The organism is Sulfurospirillum sp. 1612, assembly GCF_036556685.1.
Taxonomy (GTDB): domain Bacteria; phylum Campylobacterota; class Campylobacteria; order Campylobacterales; family Sulfurospirillaceae; genus JAADIZ01.
Window position 1 is genome coordinate 1,890,558 of sequence record NZ_CP140614.1, and the last position, 26,608, is coordinate 1,917,165.

The 26,608-nt window shown below is 39.5% G+C and carries 22 protein-coding genes and 1 riboswitch; of the genes, 13 read left to right on the forward strand and 9 right to left on the reverse strand.

Annotated elements, in window-relative coordinates; genetic code table 11:
• Positions 1-43: 43 nt before the first annotated feature.
• From SFB89_RS09400 to SFB89_RS09410, 3 genes are all read right to left on the reverse strand, one after another.
• Complete coding sequence (locus SFB89_RS09400; protein WP_331774429.1) at positions 44-1,264, reverse strand: MFS transporter; 1,221 nt, start codon at positions 1,262-1,264, stop codon at positions 44-46.
• A 70-nt stretch (positions 1,265-1,334) separates the two neighbouring features.
• On the reverse strand, positions 1,335-2,705 hold the full coding sequence (locus SFB89_RS09405; RefSeq protein ID WP_331774430.1) for an APC family permease: 1,371 nt from the start codon (positions 2,703-2,705) through the stop codon (positions 1,335-1,337).
• A gap of 32 nt (positions 2,706-2,737) precedes the next feature.
• Complete coding sequence (locus SFB89_RS09410) at positions 2,738-3,832, reverse strand: geranylgeranyl reductase family protein (protein WP_331774431.1); 1,095 nt, start codon at positions 3,830-3,832, stop codon at positions 2,738-2,740.
• 205 nt (positions 3,833-4,037) lie between these two features.
• On the opposite strand from SFB89_RS09410, the gene SFB89_RS09415 reads away from it, so the two are divergent.
• Positions 4,038-5,756, forward strand: a complete 1,719-nt coding sequence (locus SFB89_RS09415; RefSeq protein ID WP_331774432.1) for a cation:proton antiporter domain-containing protein — start codon at positions 4,038-4,040, stop codon at positions 5,754-5,756.
• Here SFB89_RS09415 and SFB89_RS09420 read toward each other — a convergent pair.
• Positions 5,753-6,016, reverse strand: coding sequence for a hypothetical protein (locus SFB89_RS09420; RefSeq protein WP_331774433.1), 264 nt, complete (start codon positions 6,014-6,016; stop codon positions 5,753-5,755). The genes SFB89_RS09415 and SFB89_RS09420 overlap by 4 nt on opposite strands.
• Before the next feature lie 154 nt (positions 6,017-6,170).
• Between SFB89_RS09420 and SFB89_RS09425 the strand changes: the two genes are divergently transcribed.
• Entirely contained in the window at positions 6,171-7,370 is a 1,200-nt protein-coding gene (locus tag SFB89_RS09425) for an NnrS family protein (RefSeq protein ID WP_331774434.1), read from the forward strand.
• Here SFB89_RS09425 and SFB89_RS09430 read toward each other — a convergent pair.
• The 3 genes from SFB89_RS09430 to SFB89_RS09440 are packed head-to-tail and all read right to left on the reverse strand — an operon-like array spanning position 7,357 to position 10,991.
• Positions 7,357-7,569: a VF530 family protein gene (locus SFB89_RS09430; RefSeq protein ID WP_331774435.1), complete on the reverse strand. Its 213-nt coding sequence runs from the start codon at positions 7,567-7,569 to the stop codon at positions 7,357-7,359. The two genes, SFB89_RS09425 and SFB89_RS09430, sit on opposite strands and share 14 nt — an antisense overlap.
• Positions 7,570-7,614: 45 nt before the next feature.
• Entirely contained in the window at positions 7,615-8,874 is a 1,260-nt protein-coding gene (locus SFB89_RS09435; protein WP_331774436.1) for an Nramp family divalent metal transporter, read from the reverse strand.
• Between the two features lie 17 nt (positions 8,875-8,891).
• Positions 8,892-10,991, reverse strand: a complete 2,100-nt coding sequence (locus tag SFB89_RS09440; protein WP_331774437.1) for a helix-hairpin-helix domain-containing protein — start codon at positions 10,989-10,991, stop codon at positions 8,892-8,894.
• Positions 10,992-11,116: 125 nt separating this feature from the next.
• Positions 11,117-11,233: riboswitch (TPP riboswitch) on the forward strand.
• Between SFB89_RS09440 and thiB the strand changes: the two genes are divergently transcribed.
• From thiB to SFB89_RS09495, 11 genes are all read left to right on the forward strand, one after another.
• On the forward strand, positions 11,232-12,239 hold the full coding sequence (thiB, locus tag SFB89_RS09445) for a thiamine ABC transporter substrate binding subunit (protein ID WP_331774438.1): 1,008 nt from the start codon (positions 11,232-11,234) through the stop codon (positions 12,237-12,239). Its footprint overlaps the riboswitch before it by 2 nt.
• Before the next feature lie 11 nt (positions 12,240-12,250).
• Positions 12,251-13,891: an ABC transporter permease subunit gene (locus tag SFB89_RS09450; RefSeq protein WP_331774439.1), complete on the forward strand. Its 1,641-nt coding sequence runs from the start codon at positions 12,251-12,253 to the stop codon at positions 13,889-13,891.
• Positions 13,875-14,537 carry a thiamine ABC transporter ATP-binding protein gene (locus SFB89_RS09455; RefSeq protein WP_331774440.1) on the forward strand — a complete coding sequence of 221 codons (663 nt, stop codon included), beginning with the start codon at positions 13,875-13,877 and terminating at the stop codon, positions 14,535-14,537. Before SFB89_RS09450 ends, SFB89_RS09455 begins: the two co-directional genes overlap by 17 nt.
• 211 nt (positions 14,538-14,748) lie before the next feature.
• Positions 14,749-15,648, forward strand: coding sequence for an AEC family transporter (locus SFB89_RS09460; RefSeq protein WP_331774441.1), 900 nt, complete (start codon positions 14,749-14,751; stop codon positions 15,646-15,648).
• Between the two features lie 83 nt (positions 15,649-15,731).
• Positions 15,732-17,807 carry an HD domain-containing phosphohydrolase gene (locus tag SFB89_RS09465; protein ID WP_331774442.1) on the forward strand — a complete coding sequence of 692 codons (2,076 nt, stop codon included), beginning with the start codon at positions 15,732-15,734 and terminating at the stop codon, positions 17,805-17,807.
• Between the two features lie 10 nt (positions 17,808-17,817).
• Positions 17,818-18,246 (forward strand): MarR family winged helix-turn-helix transcriptional regulator, encoded by a 429-nt coding sequence (locus tag SFB89_RS09470; RefSeq protein ID WP_331774443.1) that lies wholly within the window; start codon positions 17,818-17,820, stop codon positions 18,244-18,246.
• 103 nt (positions 18,247-18,349) lie between these two features.
• On the forward strand, positions 18,350-19,654 hold the full coding sequence (locus SFB89_RS09475) for a TolC family protein (RefSeq protein ID WP_331774444.1): 1,305 nt from the start codon (positions 18,350-18,352) through the stop codon (positions 19,652-19,654).
• On the forward strand, positions 19,654-20,805 hold the full coding sequence (locus SFB89_RS09480; RefSeq protein ID WP_331774445.1) for an HlyD family secretion protein: 1,152 nt from the start codon (positions 19,654-19,656) through the stop codon (positions 20,803-20,805). The genes SFB89_RS09475 and SFB89_RS09480 overlap by 1 nt, the downstream gene beginning before the upstream one ends.
• Before the next feature lie 2 nt (positions 20,806-20,807).
• Complete coding sequence (locus SFB89_RS09485) at positions 20,808-22,436, forward strand: ATP-binding cassette domain-containing protein (protein WP_331774446.1); 1,629 nt, start codon at positions 20,808-20,810, stop codon at positions 22,434-22,436.
• The gene (locus SFB89_RS09490; RefSeq protein ID WP_331774447.1) at positions 22,433-23,554 is read left to right on the forward strand and encodes an ABC transporter permease; all 1,122 of its coding nucleotides are present in this window, start codon (positions 22,433-22,435) and stop codon (positions 23,552-23,554) included. Before SFB89_RS09485 ends, SFB89_RS09490 begins: the two co-directional genes overlap by 4 nt.
• Positions 23,554-24,633 (forward strand): ABC transporter permease, encoded by a 1,080-nt coding sequence (locus tag SFB89_RS09495; RefSeq protein WP_331774448.1) that lies wholly within the window; start codon positions 23,554-23,556, stop codon positions 24,631-24,633. Before SFB89_RS09490 ends, SFB89_RS09495 begins: the two co-directional genes overlap by 1 nt.
• A 63-nt stretch (positions 24,634-24,696) precedes the next feature.
• On the opposite strand, the gene SFB89_RS09500 is transcribed toward SFB89_RS09495, so the two are convergent.
• Both SFB89_RS09500 and htpX read right to left on the reverse strand, forming a co-directional pair.
• Complete coding sequence (locus SFB89_RS09500; protein WP_331774449.1) at positions 24,697-25,368, reverse strand: phospholipase D family protein; 672 nt, start codon at positions 25,366-25,368, stop codon at positions 24,697-24,699.
• Positions 25,369-25,559: 191 nt separating this feature from the next.
• Positions 25,560-26,486: a zinc metalloprotease HtpX gene (htpX, locus tag SFB89_RS09505; RefSeq protein WP_331774450.1), complete on the reverse strand. Its 927-nt coding sequence runs from the start codon at positions 26,484-26,486 to the stop codon at positions 25,560-25,562.
• Between the last annotated feature and the right edge of the window lie 122 nt (positions 26,487-26,608).

Sequence of the window (26,608 nt, forward strand, 5' to 3'; positions counted from 1 at the left end):
TCTATGATAGTGCGTTTGTCCCTTATCGTATAGGAAGACGCGCTTATGGAACTCTTGGATCAAGTTGTGAAAGTTCAGCCCCTGAGGTCACTGGCATCGAGACAAAGACACTCATATCATCATCAGCCACTCGTTTTTTAGAGAGTGCGTAAAAAGTCAGAAAGATTCCCAAAAGAGAGAAAATCACGAAAATAGCCCCATGAAAATATTCCATCAAAAAGCCCATAAATGCCGGAGCCATAAACGAGCCTACACCATAAACAAATAACAGCGCACGACTGATTTCGACAATATTTTTGTTTTCGTCCACCACGTCATTGGCTCGTGCAACACCAAGAGGATAGATTGAAAACATAGCAAATCCAAATAAAAATCCCAAAATATAAATCACGAGAATATGATGCGTGGCAAATAAAAACAGTATCGAAATAATCGCAGTAAAAAATCCACATCCTGCGATTAATTTCCGTCTTCCAAATTTATCCGATAGCATACCAATGGGCCATTGCGAGAGCAAGCCTCCGAACAATGTCATGATCATAAAATATGACACCACCTCAACAGAGTGAAACAGCGTCAAAATATAAACCGGCACCATCGTAAACAATCCGCCCACAAAAATACCAGCCAAAAAACAAGCACTCAAAGCCAAAGGGACGATGGAGTAGATTTTGGGAAAACTATAATGAACAAGAGGCTCTAGTACCGGTTCTTTGATTTTCGTCAGCGCAATGGCTACCACAGAGAAGAGCACTAAAACGGACCCTGCGATAAAAACAGTCTCACTCAAGGTAATATCAAAAGATAAGAAAAATTGCCCAATGGCGGTAAATAGATAAAACACGACCGTATAAGTAGCCAAAACCATCCCTCTATCATCGGAGGTACTTTTTTCATTGAGCCAACTCTCGATGATAATCAACAATCCATAATATGCAAATCCGGCGAAAAATCGCAACACGCCCCACAATATTTCATTGGAGAAAAGCGTTTGCAATAAAAAAGTCACCACCATCACAGAAGCAAAAGCGGAGAAACTGCGAATATGTCCCACTTGTGAGATGATTTTCTGGCTAAAGATAGAAGAAGCAATCGAGCCCATAAAAAACGCTGCATTAATCATCCCAATCACAGCATTGCTGATATGTTCTCCTTTGAGATAGATACCAATATAGGTAAAAATCATACCATAGCCAAGAGCCAAGAACCCAATCGCGACAAAAAGTGAGGAAATTTGAAGCACGGAGCGCGTATTTTTTGTCATCTTTTATACTGCCTTTTTAGACTCAAAAATTTTACAGTATTGTAGCAAACTTATTGACTTTTTTATGTCATTATTTGTACTTTCTATTGAAAAAATGTCCCCGTACCAATGTGCCGTAAAAATATTCAAAACCAATAGAAAGTATGATAAATACAAAAAACACGACAATCGCTTTGGGGTCTTTGGTATAGGTATGCCCTAAGAGTGTCAACAAGGACAACACGCTCACAATAGAAGAGATCATGATGAGGATTTTATTGCCATTGATATGGCGGTAGAGTTTGTACGCACTGATATTGACCAGTGAGAAAATCAATAAAAATCCAGCACTTCCGATAATCGCAATCTCTTTGAGGTCAATGGTATTGGCAATAAAAAGACTAATCAGTGTGGTCATGATGACGCCCATCATCGGGATATCACGCTTTTGTTCATCTAATACTTGTGGTAACTCTCCTTCTTTTGCGATAATATAACCCAATCTTGCATTGCCATAAATGGTCGCATTAATCGCCGAAAACGTCGCCAACAAAGCCGCAATGGAAACCGCCACAAAACCAACATGACCCAAAGAGGGTTTCGCCGCAATAGCCAGCGCATAATCTTTGGCCGCCATCAATTCACTCTGCGAAACTGACCCCACCGTAATCACGGCAATCAAAAGGTAGAGCAAAATCACAAAAATGACTGACCCATAAAAAGCTCGGGGGAGATTGATTGTGGGATTTTTGATCTCTTCTGCGGTATTGGCTATCAACTCAAATCCCTCATAAGCCACGAAGATAATCATCCCTGCGGCAATGATAGAAAGGGGAGATTCCCAATGGCTCACAGAGAGGCGGTTCATATCCACATGAGAGGCGCCAAAAAATATAATAATCACCAATAATATAATCTTAATCGCCACGATGATTGATTCGGATTTGCTGACAAAAGTCGCATTGAGCAGATTAATCCCCGCTGGCAATAAAATCGCCAAACTGATGAACACATGGCGCAACCACGTCATACTCTCACCATCATGAACAAAAGTCAGACCATAAGAAGCAAAGGCACTCGCATAGAGTGAAATCGTCACAAGATAGCTTAGCCATAGAAACAGATTGATGCCACCTGAGAGCAGGTTGTGTTTAAAAGCATTGTCGATAAATACCACCGTACCGCCTCGATTTTGATAAGCAACGGAGAGTTTGGCATACGAATAGGAACTCAACAACGCGACCAATCCTGCAACCAAAAAAGCGACTGCAGTAGCGCCGCTAGCTAAGGAGACCGCTTCCCCTAAGACCGCAAAGATACCGCCGCCAACCATGCCACCCACACCAATAGCTATCGCACCTAATAATCCTACACTACTGTTTTTTGTACTGTTTTTTGTACTGTTTTTTGTACTGTTATTGTCTGCTTTCATAACATCCCGTTGTATCGATTTATCGCACATTATAGCGCCTTTTCCTAAATAAAAATTCTACTTTAATCTCTCAATAGCAGTCGTTTTAACACACGAATAAAAAAGCCAAAATCAAGAGTCACATCACGCTTTCCTCTCCACAATTCAACCATCTGTTTTTGGATGTAACGGTGCTTGAAGAGTCTCATCATGATAGCAATCATAAAATCATTATATAAGAAGATTTTTTGTAAGCGTCGCAACGTCATAAATACTTTGGCATAGTGTTCATTCCAGCGCTTTTCGTATTCTTTGGGTGCTTGGTCTTCACTCACGACATCGGCTAAAATCTTCGCCGAAGCCATCGCATAATAAATCCCTTCAAAGGTAAAAGGTAGCACTTGAGACGCACTATCTCCCACAAAAAAAACACGATTTTTATAAAAAAGATTATTTTCAAATTCAGGAATCGCATAGCCACGATTTTTTGTGGGAGTATCGATATGCAATTGCGCTTTTAGTTGTGTGAGTGTGGTCTCACAACCAACAACCGTGCCGATATTGGCTCCTTGCGCATGAGGAAAGGCCCAAGCATAATACTGACCTGCAACTTTGGAGCCAAAATGAAAAGCGCAGGTATCATAGCTTTGGGAGTGAATATCAGCATAACATGTGAGTAATGAGGGAACGTGGTCTTTGTTGATGCGTTGGCGAATTTTTGAATTAACCCCATCGGCGGCGATGAGATAACGTGAGCGCACGAAAACATAGCGGTCTGCTTGTTTGATTTTGGAGACGATATGCGTATCAAAAATTTCACAATCAATCCAGCGTGCTTCGTATAACTGTGCCCCTGCTTGTACTGCTTTTTCTCGCAATGCAGTATCAAATGCTACACGATCTACAATCGCTAAGGGGGCGTGGGAAATATCTACGAGGACTCTTTTATCTTTGTAAACTAATGTTATGGTATTGACACGTTTTTGAATGAGATCATGATCTAATTCAAAGGTTTCAAACGCATCCATACGAAGACCACCGCCACAGGGCTTTTTAAACGCTAAATGACGCTGAATCAAAATGGTATCTTTACCACCCTTCGCTAAATATCGTGCGGCTGATGCTCCTGCTGGGCCACCTCCGACTACGAGTATTTCTGTCTCAATCATCTTTTCCATACAAACTCACAATCCTTTGATGTTATAGATTTTCTCAAAATTTATTGGAGATATTTTATCTAACTCTCACAAAAAAATCATAGATACGGCTAAAAAATCGATAAAATATACAGGCTGTCTCTTTGATAATTCTCACTATTTGTATATAATAACAAAAAATCAACAAACAACATAATTTTCGACAAAAGTAGGATTAAGGCTTCCCATGACAAACAGTGCGCTCTTGACTTCAACATTATACTTATTTGCAGTCGCTACCTTGCTCGTGGCCTTCTCAAAAAGATTAGGTCTTGGCAGTATTTTAGGATTGTTATTAGTGGGAGTCATCGTGGGGCCCTATTCTCCTGGTCCCATTTTAACCAAAGAGGTCGATACCGTACGGCATATCACAGAATTTGGTGTCGTACTCTTACTCTTTGTAATCGGCTTAGAGATGCAACCTAAAAAACTGTGGCGTATGCGAAAAGAGGTCTTTGGGCTAGGAAGCGGGCAGATTTTGCTCTCAGGTTCACTGATTTATCTTTACAGTCTTTTTTATGCCTCTTCATGGCAGGCTGCTCTCATCATCGGATTGACTTTTGCCCTCTCATCGACTGCTTTTGTGATGCAAATCCTCCAAGACAAAGGAATCTTTTATTCAGATGTCGGTAAAAGTGGATTTGCGATTTTATTGATGCAAGATTTGGCCGTCGTACCGCTTTTAGCCTTGGTACCTATCTTGGCCGACAAAGGGGAACTCTCCACAGGTCATCCTCTAGGGTATCAAATCTTTATCACCATCGGATCGATTGGTATTTTGATTGGTTTGGGCAAATACATTATCCCGCGACTCTTAGATTATTTGGTCAAATACAAAAATCGTGATGCTTTCTTTTTTACCGTGATGCTCTCTGTCATCTTTGCCGCATGGGCGATGGAACATGCCGGACTCTCTATGGCGTTGGGTGCGTTTATTATGGGTATGATGCTCTCAAGTTCCAAGTACCATTATCAAATTCAAGCCAGTGTTGAGCCTTATAAAGGGCTTCTGATGACACTGTTTTTTATTGCGGTGGGGATGTCTGTGGATCTGCCCTCCATCATGAATCATCCGGTGATTTTGCTGCAACATTTAGTGGCCATTATGGGCATTAAAATCGCAACGCTGTTTCTCTTGATGCTCTATCTTGGATACCAACGCTCTACGGCGATTTCTGTCTCATTTTTATTGGCACAAAGTGGAGAATTTGGTTTTGTATTATTTGGCTCAGCCAAGGCATTGGGCGTCATTGATGATACGATGTTTGTCGTAGCTATCACTATCATATCCTTTAGTATGCTTTTGACACCACTCATCGTCAATCTCGGAGAAAAATTGGCCATCAAATTCAACGATACTCCACCCAAAATCCAATCAGCCTATGTTCCTGATGGATTTTACAAAGGCGTGGTCATCGCAGGATACGGACGAGTGGGACGATTGATTGCAACCATGCTACAACACGCCAATGTCCCTTATATCGCATTTGATATTGATCCAAAACGCGTCGCTTTAGGACAAGAAGAGGACCGTTATGTTTATTATGGGGAGTTGAGCGATTATAATTTTATCTCTCATATTAATTTAGAGCGTGCGCAAGCGGTCATCGTGACAGTGGATAATCACAACAATTCATCCAAAATCATTTCACATATAAGAAGCCTCTACCCCACACTGCGCATTCTCTCACGAACGCGCAACATGCAAACACGCGATATTTTAATCGATTATGGTGCCACATGGGCGATGCCTGAATCAGTGGAGGGGAGTTTACGTCTTGGTGCTGAGACCTTGCTAGGACTCGGACACTCTTCCGAAGAGGTTGATAATCTACTCAACTTTTTTAGAAAAGAGGATTATGAGACCATCCGTATGTTACATAAAAAAGAGACCGATTCTGTTTAAGAGATTGTCGTATTTTCATCCCACAAAATATACGCTCGTGTTCCGTTTGATTTCATGACGCCACCCATGGCTTTGCCTTGTTTGGTCAGAGTAAAATTTTTGCCTTTTTTCTCCAAATACCCCATCGCTACAAATATTTTATTGAGTTCATTTGTTTTGAGACCTAATGTTACGGCCAATTTTGAAGTGGTGAGTTTGGTAGATTCACGAATTTGCTTGGCTGTTTTCGCACGAGTTGTCTCGCTGTTTTTTGTATCCATTGGATTCCTCTTTATTTTTTGTGTATTGTATCTAAGTTCGTAGAGCTTTTAGAAAAATGAGCCATTAATCTTGATGAATATCAAACTGCATCATCAATATTTAGAGTATACTTTCTTGTTACAACATAAGTAAAACTAATTTACAGGAGTATCAATGTTCATACCAGCACAGAAAAAACAAAACTATTTTTTATCCCAACCGCATCAGCCTTTTTTCGTCCTTGGCGTCATCAATGCGATTATCATGATGCTTCTTTTTGCTCTCAATTACAAAGGGGTCTTAGCCCTTCAAATATCAAATTTGCTTTTTCATACCTATTCTTTGATTTTTTTGGTCTTTTTGAATGTTTTCATCGGCTTTTTGTTGACAACTTTTCCCAAGTTCAATCACACTCACGTTGTCAAAAAATCTTTTTATCTCACGATTTTTTATGCCAATGTCTTAGGATCAATTCTTTTTTTATTAGGCGCTCTTCTTTTTAAAAGTGGTGTTATCCTTGCGATTGTTCTGCTCATGATATCTCAAATATTTATAGTGTTAAAACTTCAAAACATCTATGAAATCAGTCAAGCCACCAATAAATCAGACTCATTTTGGATTTTAGTGAGTTCTTATCTTGGAATTTTAGGCAACCTTTTATTTGGTGTGAGTTTGGTGATTCCTGTATTACAAAAGAGTGCCATTACCATCTCTTTTTATCTTTTTGTTATCTTTTTGACTTTTAGTGTCGCCCAACGCATGGTTCCGGCCTTTTCACAATCAACTGCCGCCAAAAACAAAAACTTTGTCGCCATCACGTTTCTTTTGTTTATCATGATGAGTATTTTTCGGATATTTGAGTTTACAATAGCAGAAATTTTTGTCGATTTTGCACTTTTTGTTTATCTGCTTCGCGAATTTTTACGCTGGAGGCTGCATCCCCTTAGGTCTCCTGCTATCTTGTGGATTTTACATCTTGCTCTCTTTTGGTTTCCTTTTTCTTTTTTATTCTCAGCCCTTAGTTTCTCTGCTGAGTTACTTTGGCAGCGATCATTTTATTTTTTAGGGGTACACCTATTGGCACTTGGATTTCTCACTACGATTTTAATCGGATTTGGGACGCGCGTCATCTATGGACACTCCGGGCAAGTCATTCATGCTGATAAAATGGCTATTTTTCTCTTTTATTTTACACAATTTCTCGTACTTGCAAGAGCACTCTATAGCGTCAATATCGCCTTTGGATGGGACATGAATTTTTTGTTTGACATCTCTTTTAGTGCGTGGCTTGTTTTATTTATCTTTTGGGGTGGCAGATATGGGCGTATCTTACTCTTTGGGAGCAAAACCAAACATATCGTCAAATGGTCTTAAGGTAGAGTTTTTCTACTTTTTCTCTCGCCCAAGGCGTTCTTCTTAAAAATTTTAAGCTCGATTTGACCGATGGGTCGATATTAAAACATTTGATATTGATGCGTCGGCCGAGTTCTTCCCAGCCATAATATTCATATAAATATGTCACAATATGTTCGAGTGTGATGTTATGCATTGGGTTATTGGGTTGTTTATTCATGCCCGTATTATAGCTGATTTTGATTGATAAGGATATGCTCAGTGTTTAAAAAAAACTGATAAACAATAAAATATTGAGAATGGTTAAAATCACACCAATGCTGACCAATAAAAATTGCATTAATTTTGAATTTTTATACACACCCATCACTTTTTGTGATGATGTCAAATAAATTTGTAAAAAAACAGTAATCGGTAATTGAATACTGAGTATCATCTGGGAATAAATCAATCCTTTAAAGGGATTTGAAATCAAAAATATGATTAATGTCGCAAAAATCAACACCCCAGCAACGCCCACTTTAGTATGAATATCTCGAATATTATAAGGCTCTCTAAAAGCACCCGCATAGACCGTCCCTCCTGCGATTCCTGCGGTAATTGTTGATGCAATCCCCGCCAATAACAACGCCACAGCAAAAACAAGTGCGGCTTGGGAGCCTAGCATCGGACTCAATAAGTGTTGGGCTTGTTCTAATTCATTGACGACAATCTTCTTATCAAAAAAAGCAGCAGCAGCGAGAATAATCATCGCACTATTGATGGCCCAGCCGATGAGCATGGAGACAAAGGTATCGGTAAATTCATATTTTAATTGCTTTTTCATAATCGTCGCATCTTCTTTGTTCCATTGTCTGCTTTGAATCACCTCAGAATGCAAAAAAAGATTATGCGGCATCACCACAGCACCCAGTACGGCCATGACGATAATCATCGAGCCATCGGGAATGCTAATACTCACCCAACTTTTGAGCGCTTCGGGCCAATCAATCGTGACGATACTCATCTCATATAAAAAAGAAAACCCAATAATTGAGACAAATCCGATAATCAATTTTTCTAACCTATTGTAAGTATTGGTAAATAATAATACCAGCACTACGGCCAAAATCATCACCGCACCGATGACAATGGGAATATTAAAAAGCATCTGTAATGCAATCGCACCACCGAGTATTTCAGCCAATCCGGTCGAGATAATCGCTAGCAATGCACTTAAGAGAATCAACCTCGCAACATGAATATTGAGATGTTTCATCGCAGATTCTGCCAAGCAATCTCCGGTGACAATACCAAGCTGAGCCACATTATGCTGTAACAAAATCAACATCACCGTAGAGAGCGTCACCATCCACAATAGTGTGTATCCAAACATCGAACCCGCTGCTATATTTGAAGCCCAATTTCCTGGGTCAATAAAGCCAACAGTCACCAGCAAACCGGGACCTAGGTATTGAAAGATTTCACTCAAGCCATATTTCTTTTTATGCTCAGGATTGGGTGTAAAAAATGATTTAATCCTCATGATACCTCCAATGATTATTACGATTCAATAAGACTCAAACCTACTTTTCCCGTCTCATAATCAACCGATACGACTGTGATTTGTGGCAAATATTGGTTGAGGGCTAAGACTTCCAGAGGATGGGATATTCTTTTTTCACGCATCTTTGAGATGTGAATCATCCCATCATGTTTTAATCCAATATCTACAAAAGCACCAAAATCAGTGATATTGCGCACGATTCCTGAGACCACACTGCCCTCTTTTATCATGGTGATGTCAGTAACATCATTTTTAAAAGGGATAGCCGGTAATGTACTTCGTGGATCAAAACCCGGTTTTTTCAGTTCAAAAATAATATCTTTGAGTGTCAACACGCCAACACCCAACGTGGATGCACACGCATTGAGATTGATAGAGTCCAAATCCATCGGTTCAAGTTTTTGGGCAATAGTATAACTCTCAGGATGAATGCCACTATTGTCAAATGGATTCTCACCCTCTTTGATGCGGATAAATCCGGCCGCTTGTTCGTAGGCCTTTTGCCCCAAGCCTTTGACTTTAAGTAAATCTGATTTGGTACGAAAATTACCATTTTCATTGCGATATTTTATGATATTTGCCGCAATACTCGGCCCAATACCTGCGACATAAGAGAGCAAAGAGAGGGATGCTGAGTTGATATCCACCCCTACGCGATTGACAAGATCGGTAGTGATATCACGAAGTTTTTTTTCTAATAATTTTTGATTGACATCATGTTGATATTGTCCAATTCCCAATGATTTGGGATCAATTTTCACAAAAGTAGCCATCGGGTCTCGCAACCGTTGGGCGATGGAGATGGCGCCTCGTATCGTCACATCTAGCATAGGATATTCATCTTGTGCCAATTTTGAAGCAGAATAGATTGACGCTCCCGCTTCTGAGACAACCGTATAGTCGAGTTTGATACCATCACGATTGAGCTTGGCAAAGAACTCTTGCGTTTCTCTTGAGGCCGTTCCATTTCCAATGGCCACCGCCCTAATATGATATTTTTCTGTGAGTTTTGCTACGGTTTTTTTAGAGTTTTCATAATCATTTTTGGGTGCGGTTGGATAAATCACCACATGTTCTAAATAATTACCGTTTTCATCGATAACAGCCAGTTTACAGCCACTCACAAAGGCAGGATCCACCCCTAATATCACACGCTTTGTCACCGGTGGCGTGAGCAGAAGCTGTGCTAAATTTTTACCAAAAACCGTGACAGCCGCTTCATCGGCTCGCTCTTTTAAAATCGCATGAACTTCACGCTCAATAGAAGGAAAAAGCAATCGTTTAAAACCATCTAAATACGCGTCAAAAAGAAGCGCCTTGGAATCTGCCGCATTGTGGGGGATGGTGTGTCTTTTGATGTCTGCTTCTACCCGCTCTAGGGCAATGGATATTTTAACACTCAACTCTTTTTCATGAACTCCTCTCATGATAGCCAAATAACGATGCGATGGTATGTAGGATATCTTTTCTTTTTTATCTATAAAGTTTTTAAAGAGACCCTTTTCTTGAAAGTTTTTTGTTTTTTTAATCTCCATAATCCCAGAGCGAAGCATACTCGCTCGAAGCGCCTCTCGGTTGTTAGAATCTTCTGCATAGCGTTGGGCTAAAATATCTTGGGCTCCTTTGATAGCGGCATCAATCGAGGTAATGGTCTCATTTAAAAAATTCTGAGCCAGCTGACGAAGTGCTGCAATACTATGCCTTCCGCTTTGGAGTTGCTGCGCCAATGGCTCTAAACCACTAGCAATCGCCATACCCCCACGTGATGTTTTGTTCTCTTTAAAGGGGCGATAAATATCCTCTAAGACTCTCAGATTATCCGCCGCTTCAATGCGTTTTCGTATCGCATCACTCAAAGTGGCGCGCTCTTGAATCAGTCGGGTGATTTCTTCTTTTTTTTCTAATAATCTTTTGCTGCTAAGATACAACGTCTCAAACTCACGCAACACTTCATCACTCGCCCCACCACTCATCTCTTTTCGGTAGCGTGCGATAAAGGGAATCGTAGCCCCATCTTGTAATAATTTCAAAATATTTTCTATTTGCTGTTTTGATAGCGTTGTCTTTTGCACCAGATGTGCGATTAATCTGCTCATTCATGATCTCTTTATTGGAATATTTTTCATGTTCTAATCATATCATTTCAACCATAAAAATCATATCATGATAGAGAGAAAATTAAGTTGCAATTTAATCTAAGTTTGTATAATTCAAGTCATTAGTATTGTTTATGGGGTGCCCACAATAATGGCTGAGATAAAACCCAACACATTCTATTTTAGAATCGAATGAACCTGATCCCGATAATGCGGGCGTAGGAAAAAGGTAAAATAATTATGAAAAACAAATCCACATCATGGCGATACATCTTTTGCATCCTCTTGCTCACCACTTTGCTTCAAGCACAAAGCGAAAAACCCACTTTGGTAGTATATGCTTATGCTTCCTTTGCTGCTTCTTGGGGGCCTGGGCCTAAAATCAAAGCGGCTTTTGAGAAAAAGTATCATTGTAATTTAAAGTTTGTCACCACATCCAGTGCGATTAGTGCCTTGCGCAAAATCCAACTTGAGGGCAAAAATACCAAAGCCGATATCTTGATGGGATTGGACAAAAGTTCTGCCAATATCGCTAGAAAAACGCATCTCTTTATGGAACATGGTATCGATACTTCCGCACTCTCTCTTCCGATTGCATGGCATGATACCATCTTTTTGCCCTTTGATTATAGCTATTTTTCTTTTGTCTATGATGCCCATAAAACCCACAAGGTCCCGCACTCTTTTGATGCCCTCTTAAAAATGCCAAAAGATTTTAAAATCATCATCGAAGACCCAAGATCATCCACGCCAGGCTTGGGACTTTTGCTCTGGATTAAGGCGGTCTATGGTGATAAAGCGGGTGATTATTGGAGGCAATTATCACCACACATTCTCACCATCACCAAAAGTTGGTCTGAGGCTTATGGCCTCTTTTTAAAAGGCGAAGCGGCGATGGTATTGTCCTACACGACCTCTCCGGCTTATCACATCATCGAAGAGCACAAATCAAACTATAAAGCCGCCCCTTTTAAAAACGGGCATTATGCGCAAATCGAAGTCTCTGCCTTACTAAAATCATCGCCGCATAAAGCGTTGGCAAAAAAGTTTTTGGCGTTTACCCTCAGTGAGACTTTTGCCAATATTATCCCCACAACCAACTGGGCCTATCCCGTCATCAAAACCAAACAAGGCTTGCCTAAAGGATTTGAATCTTTGTACATACCCACGCACATGCTCCTACTCGATGACAAAGAGATAGAGACCAATAAAAAACACTATCTTGATGAATGGCTCAATGCCTTATAAAGATCTGTTTTGTGATTAAAAATATCTGGAGATTTCGCGCCGCTATTCTTCCTGGTAGCATCATAGCTTTGAGTTTTTTATTGTTGGCATTGAGTATCTTTTATATCCTTTTTTTGCACACCAATCAGATAGAATTTTCCTTTAATTTTCTCAATCACCGCATCATCCATCTTATCGAATTTACGATTTTTCAAGCCTTTTTATCCACACTTTTATCGCTTATAATCGGCACCTTGTTAGCCTGGTCATTAGCCCATCAAAATGCATTTTTTGGCAGAAATCTTCTGATTGCACTCCTCTCTTCTTCTTTGGTCTTACCCACGCTCATCGTTGTATTTGGCATCATTTCAATTCTGGGCAATAATGGCTGGGTCAATAGAGCACTCTTGTCCCTTTTTGATACTTCCTTGGGTAATTTTGTTTATGGGCTCAGTGGTATTTTAGTCGCTCACGTTTATCTCAATGCTTCCTTTGCCGCAAGGAGCATCTTGCATGTGTTTGAATCCATTCCAAAAGAGCGGTACAAACTATCCAAAAGTCTTGGTTTTTCTGTTTTGACACGATTTGTACTCATAGAATTTCCTGCGATAAAAAATTCACTCAAGAGTATCGCCTCAACCATATTTCTACTCTGTTTTACCTCATTTGCTATCGTTTTAGTATTGGGTGGGTCTCCTGCATATAACACGCTTGAAGTCTCTATCTATGAAGCCATACGAATCGATTTTGATATACCGATGGCCTTGAAATTAGCACTCATTCAGCTTAGTATCACGTTTTTTTTGGTCATTTTATCGTCCAATTTTCATACAGGATTATCCAATATCAAAACCGCCAGCACCCCCGTGCCCTGGCGTGAACCCATAGCAACACATCGCGTGCAAATTTTGATAATTTTGCTCTGTTCCTTTTTGTTTATCCTGCCACTTATCTCGATTGTAGTGGATGGTTTGGGAGCCAATTTTGGGAGGATATTTCACGATGCTCTCTTTTTAAAGTCACTCTTTACTAGTATCTTGATAGCCTCTTGTTCTAGTATCATGACAGTTATCTGTGCCCTGTTGATGAGTGATGCACGGAGGAATTTTAACATCAACCACCGCATCAAAAAATCAAAAGCACGCACGCTGATTGATTTACTCATCGCCTTTAGTGGCAATATTTACTTAGCCATCCCGTCGCTAATTTTAGGATTGGGATTTTTTATGTTTTCACAAACATTTCAAGGCCCTCAGGTACTTTGGGCTCTTTTGGCTCTTTTATCTGCCAATATATTAATGTCGCTACCCTTTGCCCTCTCCATTCTCTATCCCTCCATGCAAAAAATTGCACAACGCTATGATAAATTGGCTTTTTCTTTGAATTTAGAGGGAAAATCCCGCTGGTTTTATTGCGAATGGCCCTACCTCAAAACCTCTGTGGCGTATGTAGCCGCACTCTCTTTTTGTCTCTCTCTTGGAGATTTAGGCGTCATTGCGCTGTTTGGCAGTGATGAGATTACGACGCTACCTTGGTATCTTTATGGATTAATGGGCTCTTATAATACCAAAGATGGCGCCGGTGTCGCATTGATGCTGTTGGTGTTGACCCTGAGTATTTTCATCTTGCTACCCAAAGTTTTTACAAGGAATTTTCGTGCTACAAATCAATAATATTACCTATACTTACGAACAAAACGATATCCATACGCGCTACGACTTTACCGGCAGTGTGGCACAAAATGAGATTGTCGGAGTCATTGGGCACAGTGGCAGTGGCAAATCAACCTTTTTGGATTTGATTGCTGGATTTTTGGAGCCTCAAAGCGGTACGATTCTTTTTGAGGGCCAAGATATCAGCAGGCAAGAGCCTCAAAAACGCCCGCTGACGATACTGTTTCAAAAATACAATACGTTTGAGCATTTGAGCGTCATCAAAAATGTACTTTTAGGCATCACCTCATCGCTAAAACCCAAAAGTGAAGACATTCATGAGGCCAAAACGATTTTAAAAGAGGTCAAATTAGAAGGATTTGAGGACAAAATCACCGCATCGCTCTCCGGTGGGCAGAGTCAAAGAGTCGCACTCGCACGATCACTCATCCGACGAAAACCTATCTTGCTCTTGGATGAGCCTTTTAGTGGTTTGGATTTGGAAACACGCATCAAAATGCTGGATTTAGTCAAAAATATTTCCCAAAAAAGACAATTACACACTATCATGATAACTCATGATTTACAAGATTGTAAACGTATCGCCGATCGCGTCTATAAAGTCGAAAAAGGCCAACTAAAACCTTTTGATTATGAGCAAAATTAAAGGCATACTCTGCATTTTGTTGCGATAAAAAAGATGGGATTTTAACCTATGTCTTATCTATTTTTGATATAATTTCGCTCTAAAAGTTGGGCACGCTTTTTCTTTTCATCCAAACTTTACTGATGTGATTTCATTTTCATCAATCACTTCAAACTCTTTTCATGAAATCAAGCCATCTGTCTACTATTTTATTTGTCAAGAAGTTACTGTAATGGAAAATTTTGCACTTATCATCGTGTGTGTTAGTATCGGATATCTCTTTCAAAAGCTTCGGGTCTTTCCAAGACGCGCTCCTGCTATATTGAATCAATTTGTACTTTATATTTCAATGCCGGCCATAATTCTGCTCGAAATCCCTACGATGACCTTATCTCTTCATATGTTGATTCCTATCGTCATTGCATGGAGTGTTATGAGCATCACGGCGGTGATTACTTTTTTTGTATCGCGGTGGATGGCTTTTTCCAAAGAAGTAACGGGCGCACTCTTATTGGTGACCGTCCTGGGGAACACATCATTTGTGGGTATTCCATTTTTAAATGCCTATTACGGTCAAGAATCGATGGCTTATTTGTTGGTGTATGATCAATTGGGAACCTTTATCTTTCTCGTGAGTTATGCGACGTTTGTCCTCTCTTATTATTCTGGTGGTAGCAAAACTAGCTTTAAAATCATCACGATGAAAGTCCTCACTTTCCCTCCTTTTCTCTCGTTAATCGTCGCACTCTGTTTCCTCAACACAACATTTCCACCGATGATGACGCATATCTTGAAAAGTCTCTCCGCAACCATTGTACCGCTGGTCTTGATTGCTGTTGGTTTGCAGTTGAAATTTAAAATTCCAGCAGCAGATATGAAACCCTTTGTCTTCTCATCGATTATCAAACTAATCATCTCTCCTCTTTTGGCTTTTCTTATCTGTTTCACCTTTGGTTGGGATACTTTGGCGGCAAAAGTTTCTATCATGGAAGCGGCCATGCCCGCAATGATTACAGCCGGTGCGATGGCCTCGATGGCAGGACTCGCACCAAGACTGAGCTCCGCTATCGTAGGCTATGGTATCCTCTTTTCTTTTGGAACGACGAGTGTGATTTACTATCTACTTGGCTAAAGATTATTTTTTATTATCTCATGGCTATACTTTTTCTCTCCTTTTGGCTATACTAACACAATAATCTTCCAAAAGAGAGATGTATGATTATCCTAAAAAGCAGACTCATTAACATTATCTTATTTGTAGTCCTTTTGATTGGTACCCTTTTGTGGATTGATGCATACAAAGATAAAAAAATCTATGAAACCTATCATGATGTGATCACAAAACACACCCTTCTCCTGCAAAAAAATCACTCTAGAGAGATTATTAATACGGTCTATTATGCTGCGCTCAATACACTGAGCAATACTTATGTAAATTTTCGCTCAAATCTCAATCAACAAATGAACCAACTCGATACGATCCCTCCAAAAACATCGTATCAAAAAACTTGTGATAGCGTTCAAAAAATATTTTCAAATACGCCCCATATCAAATACTTACTCTATCATGATAAAAATAATATTGTGTGTGGAGACCCCACACTGCTAGAGAAAACACCTGAAAATCAGGATAATGATAATGTCGATTTGAATGCTGGTATTATTAGCGTCAAATCTATCAAAAATAATCTCATATTAAAAGCAGAAATTGACAAAAAAACCATTCATGATGTTACAAAAAACCTCTTGTACCATTATATTCATACGCTAAAATTTACCAATCCAGATACCTATGTGTGGGTCAATGAAATCAAAAACTATCAAGGTGGAGAAAACTATGCTATTCGGCGTATTCATCCCAACTTGAAAGCAACAGAAGGCATGCACTTATCCACATCGATGCAAGATATAAAAGGGGGATTCCCTTATAAAACAGAATTAGAAGGAATCAGAAAAAATGGCGAGGTGTTTCTAGAATATTATTTCAAGAAAAAAACGTCAAATGCCATCCGACATAAACTCTCTCACGGAAAACTCTTTGAACCTTTTGATTGGATTATCGCAACGGGTGTCTATATTGATGGCTTGAATACATCAATCAATACAGCCGAGAGAGAACTCCGCAAAGAATTACTTCTATCCAATATATCTTTTTATTTTATAGCCGCACTTCTCACACTCATCGCTATTTTGACTTTATATAAAAAAGAGCGTCATGAGATAGAAGCCAAAGAAAATGAGCTCAAATGTATCCACCAACAAAAAGCAGTCAAAAACTATCAGCAAGTTTTATACTCAATGCTGGATTTGATTGAAAAGCGTGATACCTACACAGCAGGTCATACAAGACGCGTCGCTGAATATGCGCTCTTACTAGCACAGGAATTGAAAGTCCCACAGCACGATATCGACATCCTGCATGAAGCAGCGATGATGCATGATATCGGCAAGGTGGCCACTCCAGATTCCATACTTCTAAAGCCTGGAAAACTAACAGCTAGTGAGTATAAAATCATTCAAGACCACGTCGTATGTAGCTTTGAAATACTCGATTCTATCGAAGCATTTAAGCCACATGCGGCTATTGTCATCAATCATCATGAGCGTTTTGATGGCAAAGGCTATCCAAAAGGGCTTCTTGGTCATGAGATGAATCTATTATCGCATATATTGATTTTATGTGATGCCTTTGATGCGATGACAAGCAATAGAATCTATAAGGCCAAAAAAGACCTCCCCGCTGCACTCGATGAGATTCGTACCTTGAGTGGCAAACAATTTGCACCTGAAGTCGTCAAAGCAGCCCTGCCCTTATTTGAAAAGTGTGGGATATTGCCGATTGAGCAAAACTACTTAAGCAACCAACTAGAAGAAGCACGCGTGGTATTTTATTACCGAGATTCTTTAACAAATCTTTACAATTATCGTTATTTTAATCATGTTTTAGAAGCAATCAAAAAAACGGGTAATGAGACATTTTATTGCTCATATTTTGTCACCTTAAAACATTTTAGTCAATATAACCAAACCTATGGCTGGCTAGAAGGAGATAATAAACTCTGTTTTATTGCGGATAAATTAACACAATTTTACCCAAAAGCTATTATTTTTAGAATGTTTGGAGATGATTTTCTCATCCTAAATCCGCACCATACTACTATCACAAAGAGTGATTTGATGGAACAACTTGAACTCAAAGAGACAATTTTGGACCTTGAAATCATACACACGGATCTGACAAAAAATCATATTCATAATTTTGATGAATTTTCGAAAATAATACAGATGTAATGGTAGTATCTTGAACAATACAAGCCATGTCATCAGCCTTATCGCCAAGATAAAACATAAAGCCAATCAGATTATTTTACAAGAATTGAACAAAAATGGTATCCACGGCTTGGTAGCCAGTCATGGTGATATTTTGATAGAGCTTTTAAATGCAGATACTCCCCTGACCATGCACAAGCTCGCCCGTGGTATTCAAAAAGACACATCTAACATCACCGCACTGGTTAATAAACTCTATCAGCAAGGCTTTGTTACCAAAGAGTGTTCGCTGAAGGATAAGCGTGTGATTTATATCTCACTCACTCATAAAGGGTATGCCCTACAGCCTACATTTGAGAAAATTTCAGCAGAATTACTCAAAAAAGTCTATAAAAATTTCAGCGAAGAAGAAAAAAAGACACTGATTGCCCTATTGGAAAAAATGGCAAAACATTTTTAATACTACAAAAAGATTAGTGACTAAAATGACATTTATAATAATTTATTAATGTCTAAGCAAATTCGTTCTAGAATGACCCAAGATAGTTATGTAAAGGAACTACGTGAAAAAATTATTATTTATTCTTTTAATACTGAGTACCTATGCCTTAGCAGCAACACTTCCGCAGATTATCGCCTCAAGCGAAACCAATCCATCTATCCAAGCGGCACAGCAACAAGCCAAAGCTTATGAGCATTTGCTTGATGTTGCAAAGTCTTCAAATTATCCCTCTTTAGACCTCTCTTATGGTGGCACATATCTCGATGAAAAACCCGTCGTCTATCTACCTGCTAGTTTAGGCGGGGGAACATGGCAGATGCAATCTCAAAATATATATACCGGTGCGGTGAGTCTCTCTTATCCACTTTTTAGTGGTTTTGCGATTAGTGCTCGTATTGATGAGGCGCAACTCAAAAAACAGCGAGCCACTTTGAAAGTCAAAGATAGTAAGAGAACCCTGTATCTCAATATCGTGCATCTTTATACTCAAGCTCTTGCCATGAAGCACATCATAGTATCACAAAAAGAGGCCTTAGCCGCAACGCAAGAGAGTTACAAAAAAGTACAAGGTTTTTTTGAGGAGGGGATGTGTTCTTCATCAGAACTGTATCGCATGGAAGCAGCCTTGCACCAAATCCAATCAGAACTTGTCAATACGAAAAATCAATACAAAATCCTTTTGCGACAACTCTCATTTCTCGCCAATACCACCATTGATACAGTAGCATCACTACCCAAAATCGGTACCATCGCTTATACTAAGCTCAAAAGCGAAGCACTACAAAAAAGACCTGATATCCAAGCGATGAAACTGCTCGTCAAAGAGACGCAAGCGAACATTCGATTGGCAAAAAGTGGGTATTATCCTCATGTGGCTCTTTTTGCGCAAGTGGCATATGGGGGAGACACTCCCGCGTTAAATGGTGATGGATACACAAATAAAAACAAGAGTGCGGCGGGTTTTAAAATCAACTACAATCTCTTTTCTGGATTTAAAGACGACCATCAAATCGAAGCGGCCAGAAAGAGCAAGCTAGCCAATGCGCTGATGCTCCAATCTTATACCGATCGCGTCAAAACAGAACTCTATAGTACGTATTTGACCTACCAATCATTACGCAGCCAAAAAAGCTCTGCACAAGCGCGACTAAAGGCACAAGAAACCTATGAAAAACTCATAAAAGAAAAATTTGAAAATCAATTGAGTGATGCTGATGTCCTCAGTCGCGCCATCTCATCTTCTGCGATGGCACGAGCTTTTTTGATTCAAATCGAAGCTAAACTTTATAATGCGTATGCAAAATTGTTGCTAGAAGTTAATAATGACACCTTTCTCGCATCATTAAATAATCAAAAGGATCAATAGTGTTAAAAAAATATGGAATGTACCTCGTCGTTGCTGTTCTTTTTATCATCGCTTTGGGATTGATTTATTATAAACTCAACCCTGAAACATTAGCCAAGAATCTCATCGCAGGAACGGGCAAGATGGATGGAGACCTTATTGCACTGAACACAAAATACCCTGGACGTCTTGACAGCGTCACGGTTCATGAGGGACAACAGATCAAAAAAGGCGACATCATCGCCACATTAAAAAGTGATGAATATCTCGCTAAAAAAGAGGCATTAACTCAAAATATACAAGCAGCTAAAAAGGCATTAGATGCAACAAGACAAGAGTATCTCATCGCTAAAGATAGTCTTCCATTGAATGTCAAAAATGCGTTCGATGCCCTCAAGATAGCACAATCACGCCAAAAATCCCTGCATGATTCAATCAATACCACCAAAGCCGTCGTAGCGCAAAATAAACGTGATTTACAAAGAGTGACGACGCTTTATAACAAAAAATTGATTGGCAAACAAAAATATGAATTAACCAAACTCGAATTGACGCATAATCACAATAAACTGCTAAGCCTTGAGCAAACACTAATACAAACACAAAAAAATATTTCTATCGCTAAAAATACACTCCAACAAGCGAAGTATCAAATGAAAAAAATCACGGCGCTCCAAGCGACGCTCGAAGCAGCCCAAAAGAAAATCGATGCCCTTCAAGCCAATAAAAAAGAGCTCCAAATCATCATCGATGAACTTACGATTCGATCTCCGATAAATGGTGTCGTCATTGAAAAAATAGCCCATCCAGGAGAAGTTCTCAGTTCGGGAATGATTGTGGCAACCTTACTTGACCCTAGCACATTGTACTTGAAACTTTTTATCGATACCATGGAAAATGGGAAAATCAAAGTGGGCGATAAAGCCGTCATTTTCTTAGATTCAAATCCAGATAAACCCATGAAAGCTACAGTGATACGTATCGCTGATAAGGCAGAATTTACACCAAAAGATGTCAGCGTCAGAAGTGATCGTATTCAAAGAGTCTATGCGGTTCATCTCAAACCATTGAAAGAAAACACTTTGCTAAAAATCGGTATCCCCGCCATCGGTATCATCTCAACTGATGGCAAGGGACTGCCAAATTCACTCAGTGAGATACCGGAAATATAACGATGTCTGACTTAGTGGTGCGCGATGTCAGCGTCAATTACAATAAAGTCAAAGCCATTTCAAAAGTCTCATTTGAAGCCAATCACGGTGAGATTATTGGTCTCATCGGAGCCGATGGTGCGGGGAAAAGTTCGCTCATGCTCTCTATCGCCGGAGTCATCAAATTTCAAGGAAGTGTGAGTTTCCAAGGGGCCGTTTATCACAATCCAAAAGAAGCGGATAAAATCAAATCCAACTTTGGACTCATGCCACAGGGAATCGGTCTGGTGTTGTATGACACCTTAAGCGTCGGGGAACATCTGGAGTTTTTTGCAAATATCCGTAATATCAAACAAGACCAAAAATTTCTTGAGTACAAAAAACGTCTCTTGCACATGTCGGGTTTGACCGATTTTGTTAATCGTGAGGCTGGCAAACTGAGTGGCGGGATGATGCAAAAGCTCTCCCTCATCTGCACCCTCTTACATCGTCCGAAACTTTTGATTTTAGATGAACCGACAACCGGAGTCGATCCTTTGAGTCGATTGGAGCTTTGGGATATTTTAGATAACATACGAACAGAAGAAGGCTCTATTATTCTTGTCAGTACCGCTTATATGCAAGAAGCCAGTCGTATGGATCGTGTCATGCTCTTTGATGCCGGTGAAATCATCGCCAATGGGACGGCCAAAGCACTATTGGCTTCGATTGAAAAAAATACTTACGAAATCACAGAGGGTGAAAATCCAGAGCAATGTATTCGCTTTGACAAAAGAAGCTATTCATTAAATCCACTACCGGCCAAACATGCACAGCCGACACTCGAGGGACTCTTTTTTATCAATGCACTCAAACAAAACAAAACACTCCCTGAGATTAAAATGCAAAAAAGAGAGAAAAAACAAGAGATACCTCAAATTGTCATGAAGGCTGATAAAATCACAAAAAAATTCGGCACCTTTATCGCTAATGATTCGGTCGATATCGAACTCAAACGCGGTGAAATCCTCGGACTCTTAGGGGCTAATGGTGCGGGGAAAACGACCTTTATCAAAATGCTCTTAGGACTTTATCGTATCGATGGAGGTGCGCTTTGGTTATTGGGGAAGGCGATTAAAACACAAGATGATAGAAGAGAATTAAAATCAAAAATTGGGTACGTATCACAACATTTTGCACTCTACAATGATATGACCGTCAAAGAAAACCTCATCTACTTTGCCAATATGCATAAAATCCCCTTCAAAGAGGCACTTGCACGTATCAAGAAGTATGCTTTTGAGTTAGGATTCGAGCCCTATATGGACAAGTTTCCCCCAGAACTTCCACTGGGTGTCAATCAAAGATTTTCCATCGCAACCGCTCTGTTGCATGAGCCTGTCGTCTTATTTTTGGATGAACCCACAAGTGGGGTGGATACGATAGCAAGAGCACAATTTTGGAAAATTTTGCACCGACTCAAAGAGCTTTGGGGCATCTCCATCCTCATTACGACGCATTATATGAGTGAGGCTGAATATTGTGATCGGATTGTCCTTCTTAAAAGTGGCAAGAAAATTGCAGATGATACCGTCAAGAATCTCTATCAAACGCATCCTGAGGCGCAAACTTTTGAAGATATCTTTTTAACCTACTTTAAGGCCAAAGCATGAAACTCCGAACCGTGCAAGCTTACATGCTCAAAGAGTTTATGGAACTGTATCGCACTAAATTAATCGTGATGGTTTACTTGTTGCCTTTGATGATTGTCATACTTTTTGGTTATGGTATCCGTATGGAGGTCACCCAAGCGAGAATCCTCATCATCGACAATGATCAAAGCCAACTCTCGCGCAAGCTTACAACCGCCTTTGAACATACAAAATATTTCAACGCGCAGACAACATTCATGAGTGAAAATGATGCCCTAAAGCGCATCAAACAAGCCAAAACAGATGTCATATTAATCATCCCGAGTTCTTTTGAAAAAAACCTCTACAAAGGGCTTAAAAGTGAGCTGGGCGTCTTTATCGATGCGGCCTTTCCGACACGTGCTAGTACACTAGAATCCTACGTACAAGGTGAGATTTTAAGTGTTGCTGCGAGTGTCACAAAAAATTTGCCCCATCAGACAAAAGGCTCAATCTCCTTAAATGCCCGAAGTCTCTTTAATCAAGCCATGCGCGATGAAGATGCCATCGTCCCGGGACTCATCGGTCTGGTACTTCTTGTGGCACCGGCTATTTTGGCCGCTCTTTTGATTGTAAAAGAAAAAGAAAAAGGTACTATTTTTAATTTTTATGCCTCACCATTGAGTAAGGGTGAATTTTTGCTTGCGAAGATATTGCCGGTTTTTTTATTGCACTCTTTTAATATTTTTATCCTTTTTTTAGTGGCGGTGTATCTTTTTGATGTACCCTTCAGGGGCAATTTCTTTCTCTATTGGTTTGCGAGCGAATTGTATATCATGATCAGTTTATCCATCGGCATGCTCATCTCTGTCATCACCAAAAGACAGATTGTCGCTGTCGTTTTGACTATTATTGTGACCATATTGCCGGGTTTTTTATATTCAGGCATTTTGATGCCAATTTCTTCAATGAGTGGAGAATCCTACTTTGAAGCACACATCTTTCCGGTGATGTATTACAATCATATTCTCTATGATGCTTTTTTGATTGGACAAGGATTGGCTTCGGATAAAATATTATCTTATCTTTTCATTTTACTGGGATTTTTGCTTTTCTTCTTTACCAGTGGTGTCATGCTTCTCAAAAAGGAGCTCAAATAATGAAGATATTTTTTATAATTTTGGCCAAAGAACTCATCAGCTTTATGCGCGCGATTATGCTGGTTGCGGTTGTGGTATATGCCTTTACGGTTGATATTTATATTGCAGGTAGTGGCATACAAATAAAACCCAAAAATGTCGCCGTTGGTTATGTTGATGCTACCGGTGGAGGAATCAGCCAAAAAATTCTCTCAAGACTTCACCAACCTGAATTTGTAACGCCTAAACTTTTTCTCTCCCAACACGCACTCTCAAACGCGATTTTTAATAAAAAAATACTAGTCGGCATCGTTTTTGATGCTGATTTTGAAAAAAACTATCGTGAAGGCAAGGTAGCAAAACTCAATATTTTATTGGATGCGACGGCCGCATCACAAGGTTTGACAACGCTGTCTTATTTACAAAACATCGTCATGGATTTTGAGAAATTAAATATCCCCATCGCAATCAAATCTCATAAATTATTTAACCAAAATGCCGATAACCACCAGTTTATGGCACTCACCGAAATGCTCTCTATCATCACGCTGCTCATCGTAATCTTAACCGCGATTGCCTTTGTCAAAGAGAAAGAAGATGGCACTTGGGATATCATGCTCTTGATGCCTGTCAATCCGAAAATCATCATATTAGCCAAGAGTATCTCACAAGTCATCGTCGTCATGGTGGGAGTAACGCTCTCTCTCGGATTTGTTGTTTTTGGGACTTTTGATACCCCGATGAACGGCTCTTTTTGGATTTTTATGCTCTTTACTTTTGCCTATGCATTTTCAAGTGCGGGATTGGGTCTATTTGTCGCGGCTGTGAGTAAAAATGTCATGCAAGTCGCCCAACTCTCCATCGTCATCATGATGCCACTTATTTTTTTAAGCGGCGCATGGACACCGGTGTATGCCATGCATCCTGTATTTCAAAAACTCTCTATCATCTCTCCACTTCGCTACTATATTGAAGGAAGCGAAAGTTTGTTTTATCGGGGGACTTCATTCATCGATATGATGCCTTATTTTGGCGGTGTCCTTATACTAGGAACGCTTTTGTATTGGTATGGATTCCAAAAAATCGGCAAATTGTTTTAGAATAGTCTCTCCTACAATTTAACTATTATTAAAAGGAGAAATAAATCGTATTTATTTTTCCTTTTATATTGCCATATCTTCATTCCACAAGATATATCCACCAAATTTACCAGGTCGCCATATACCGCCAACCCCTTTTCCTTTTTCTGTCAAATAGAATTTATCAGATTTAAGTTCCAGATATCCCAACTCAACCAATTTATGATTTAACTCATCTGTTTTCATTTTATGTTTCGTTGCTAATTTTGATGTTGTTAATTTTTGGTACGTTGTTTCCTCTTCTTTTTTTACTTTTTCTATTGACATCCTCACTTCATCGCTGATTCTGATGATCCTATTTACTTCTTCTTTTGTCGCCTTATAGAGGTCCGGGTCTTCATCACGTTTTATTAAGATACCCATTTCGTTGTTGTTTACTTGACTAAAATCATATAAGTTCATACTCGTGACAATACACATCTTTTCATTCATATAACATTTTGCATGTAAATTTTCACAAAAACTTGTGCGTATATAGGTAATTTCTTTGAGCCAACTAATCTCTTCATTTTTTAATTCTACTTTTCCATAAACAATCCTCATGTCAATTTTTAGCCTATTTTTATCTTCTAATAGTTCTTTTATTCTATTATTTAATTTCAAGAAGGGACTAATTAAAATCAATTTGTCATTGGTTGATTTGATTAATTCTTCTAAAAAATAGTTGGTTGCGCTTGTATTGAGAAATTGTGCCACTTTAAATTCCTTTTTCTATTGAGATGTTTATATCATTAATTATATCGCATATCATGACAAATTTAAAATGCAACAGTAAAATTGTACAAAAAAGTTTAATAAAGCGATCATACTCCCTCAAGCAATACTAGCTTTACAGATATCAAATTGACAAGCTGCTTTAGAAGGATCAATAGTCTAAACCGTGTCGATTAGACTTTTCTGACATATCTTCTATCATAGCCTGATGAGGTGTGACTTTGCGTGTGGGGCTCTTGATACGTTTCTTTGATGTCAAACTCTTTTTTTAATGTCTCTAATCTCGCCACTCTATCAGCAGTACTAGGATGCGTACGAAACAAATCACTCATAGCAAAATTTGATTTGCTAAAGGGATTGATAATCATCATGTGTGCTGTTGTCGGTGTCGCTTCTCTTAGGGGTATTTGCTTGGCATAAGATTCAAGTTTCAAAAGAGCACTTTGAAGCCATTGCGGGTTTTGTGTGAGTCTTGCCGCGCCCTCATCGGCCATGTATTCTCTGCTGCGACTGACACTCATCTGGATTACCATCGCCGCAATGGGCAAAACAATCGCCATAATAATCATCATGATAGGATTACCATTTCGCTCACGATCTCCAAAAATCGCGCCAAATTGTAGCATATTGGCGATAAAGGATATAGCCCCTGCAAATGTCGCTGCGATGGTTCCTATGAGGATATCATGATGCTTGACGTGAGAGAGTTCATGGGCTAAAACACCCTCAATCTCCCGCTCATCTAAGAGATTCAACAAACCCTCAGTAACGGCTATTGCAGCATGCTCAGGATTGCGACCGGTAGCAAAGGCGTTGGGTGCGGATTCTGGGATAATGTAGATTTTTGGCATCGGAAGATTGGCTTTTTGTGATAATCTCTGGACGATTTTATAGAGTCCAGGTGCACTGCGCGCATCAACCTCTTTTCCTTTATAATGTGCCAAAACCATTTTATCTGAGAAATAATAAGCATAAAAATTCATCGCTCCAGCTAGTGCTAAAGCGATCAGCATCCCACTTTGTCCACCAACATAGTTACCAACAAAAACAAAAATAACTGTCAAAAAGGTCAAAAGACCGATTGTTTTTATCTGTTCCATTGTCAACTCCTAAAATTTTTTGAAATTATACTAGCAAAATATTAACAATTTTTTATGCAACCTGAGTGCCAGCGCATATCATTGCAATTTAAATGAAAGATACTGTTAAGACACCATTTGAG

Coding starts and splice junctions, on each gene's coding strand:
- SFB89_RS09420 (WP_331774433.1), bottom strand. CDS start 6,016: ATGGATACAAAAAACAGCGAGACAACTCGTGCGAAAACAGCCAAGCAA.
- SFB89_RS09435 (WP_331774436.1), bottom strand. CDS start 8,874: ATGAGGATTAAATCATTTTTTACACCCAATCCTGAGCATAAAAAGAAA.
- SFB89_RS09440 (WP_331774437.1), bottom strand. CDS start 10,991: ATGAGCAGATTAATCGCACATCTGGTGCAAAAGACAACGCTATCAAAA.
- SFB89_RS09430 (WP_331774435.1), bottom strand. CDS start 7,569: ATGAATAAACAACCCAATAACCCAATGCATAACATCACACTCGAACAT.
- SFB89_RS09490 (WP_331774447.1), top strand. CDS start 22,433: ATGAAACTCCGAACCGTGCAAGCTTACATGCTCAAAGAGTTTATGGAA.
- SFB89_RS09400 (WP_331774429.1), bottom strand. CDS start 1,264: ATGACAAAAAATACGCGCTCCGTGCTTCAAATTTCCTCACTTTTTGTC.
- thiB (WP_331774438.1), top strand. CDS start 11,232: ATGAAAAACAAATCCACATCATGGCGATACATCTTTTGCATCCTCTTG.
- SFB89_RS09465 (WP_331774442.1), top strand. CDS start 15,732: ATGATTATCCTAAAAAGCAGACTCATTAACATTATCTTATTTGTAGTC.
- SFB89_RS09460 (WP_331774441.1), top strand. CDS start 14,749: ATGGAAAATTTTGCACTTATCATCGTGTGTGTTAGTATCGGATATCTC.
- htpX (WP_331774450.1), bottom strand. CDS start 26,486: ATGGAACAGATAAAAACAATCGGTCTTTTGACCTTTTTGACAGTTATT.
- SFB89_RS09485 (WP_331774446.1), top strand. CDS start 20,808: ATGTCTGACTTAGTGGTGCGCGATGTCAGCGTCAATTACAATAAAGTC.
- SFB89_RS09415 (WP_331774432.1), top strand. CDS start 4,038: ATGACAAACAGTGCGCTCTTGACTTCAACATTATACTTATTTGCAGTC.
- SFB89_RS09425 (WP_331774434.1), top strand. CDS start 6,171: ATGTTCATACCAGCACAGAAAAAACAAAACTATTTTTTATCCCAACCG.
- SFB89_RS09410 (WP_331774431.1), bottom strand. CDS start 3,832: ATGGAAAAGATGATTGAGACAGAAATACTCGTAGTCGGAGGTGGCCCA.
- SFB89_RS09495 (WP_331774448.1), top strand. CDS start 23,554: ATGAAGATATTTTTTATAATTTTGGCCAAAGAACTCATCAGCTTTATG.
- SFB89_RS09405 (WP_331774430.1), bottom strand. CDS start 2,705: ATGTGCGATAAATCGATACAACGGGATGTTATGAAAGCAGACAATAAC.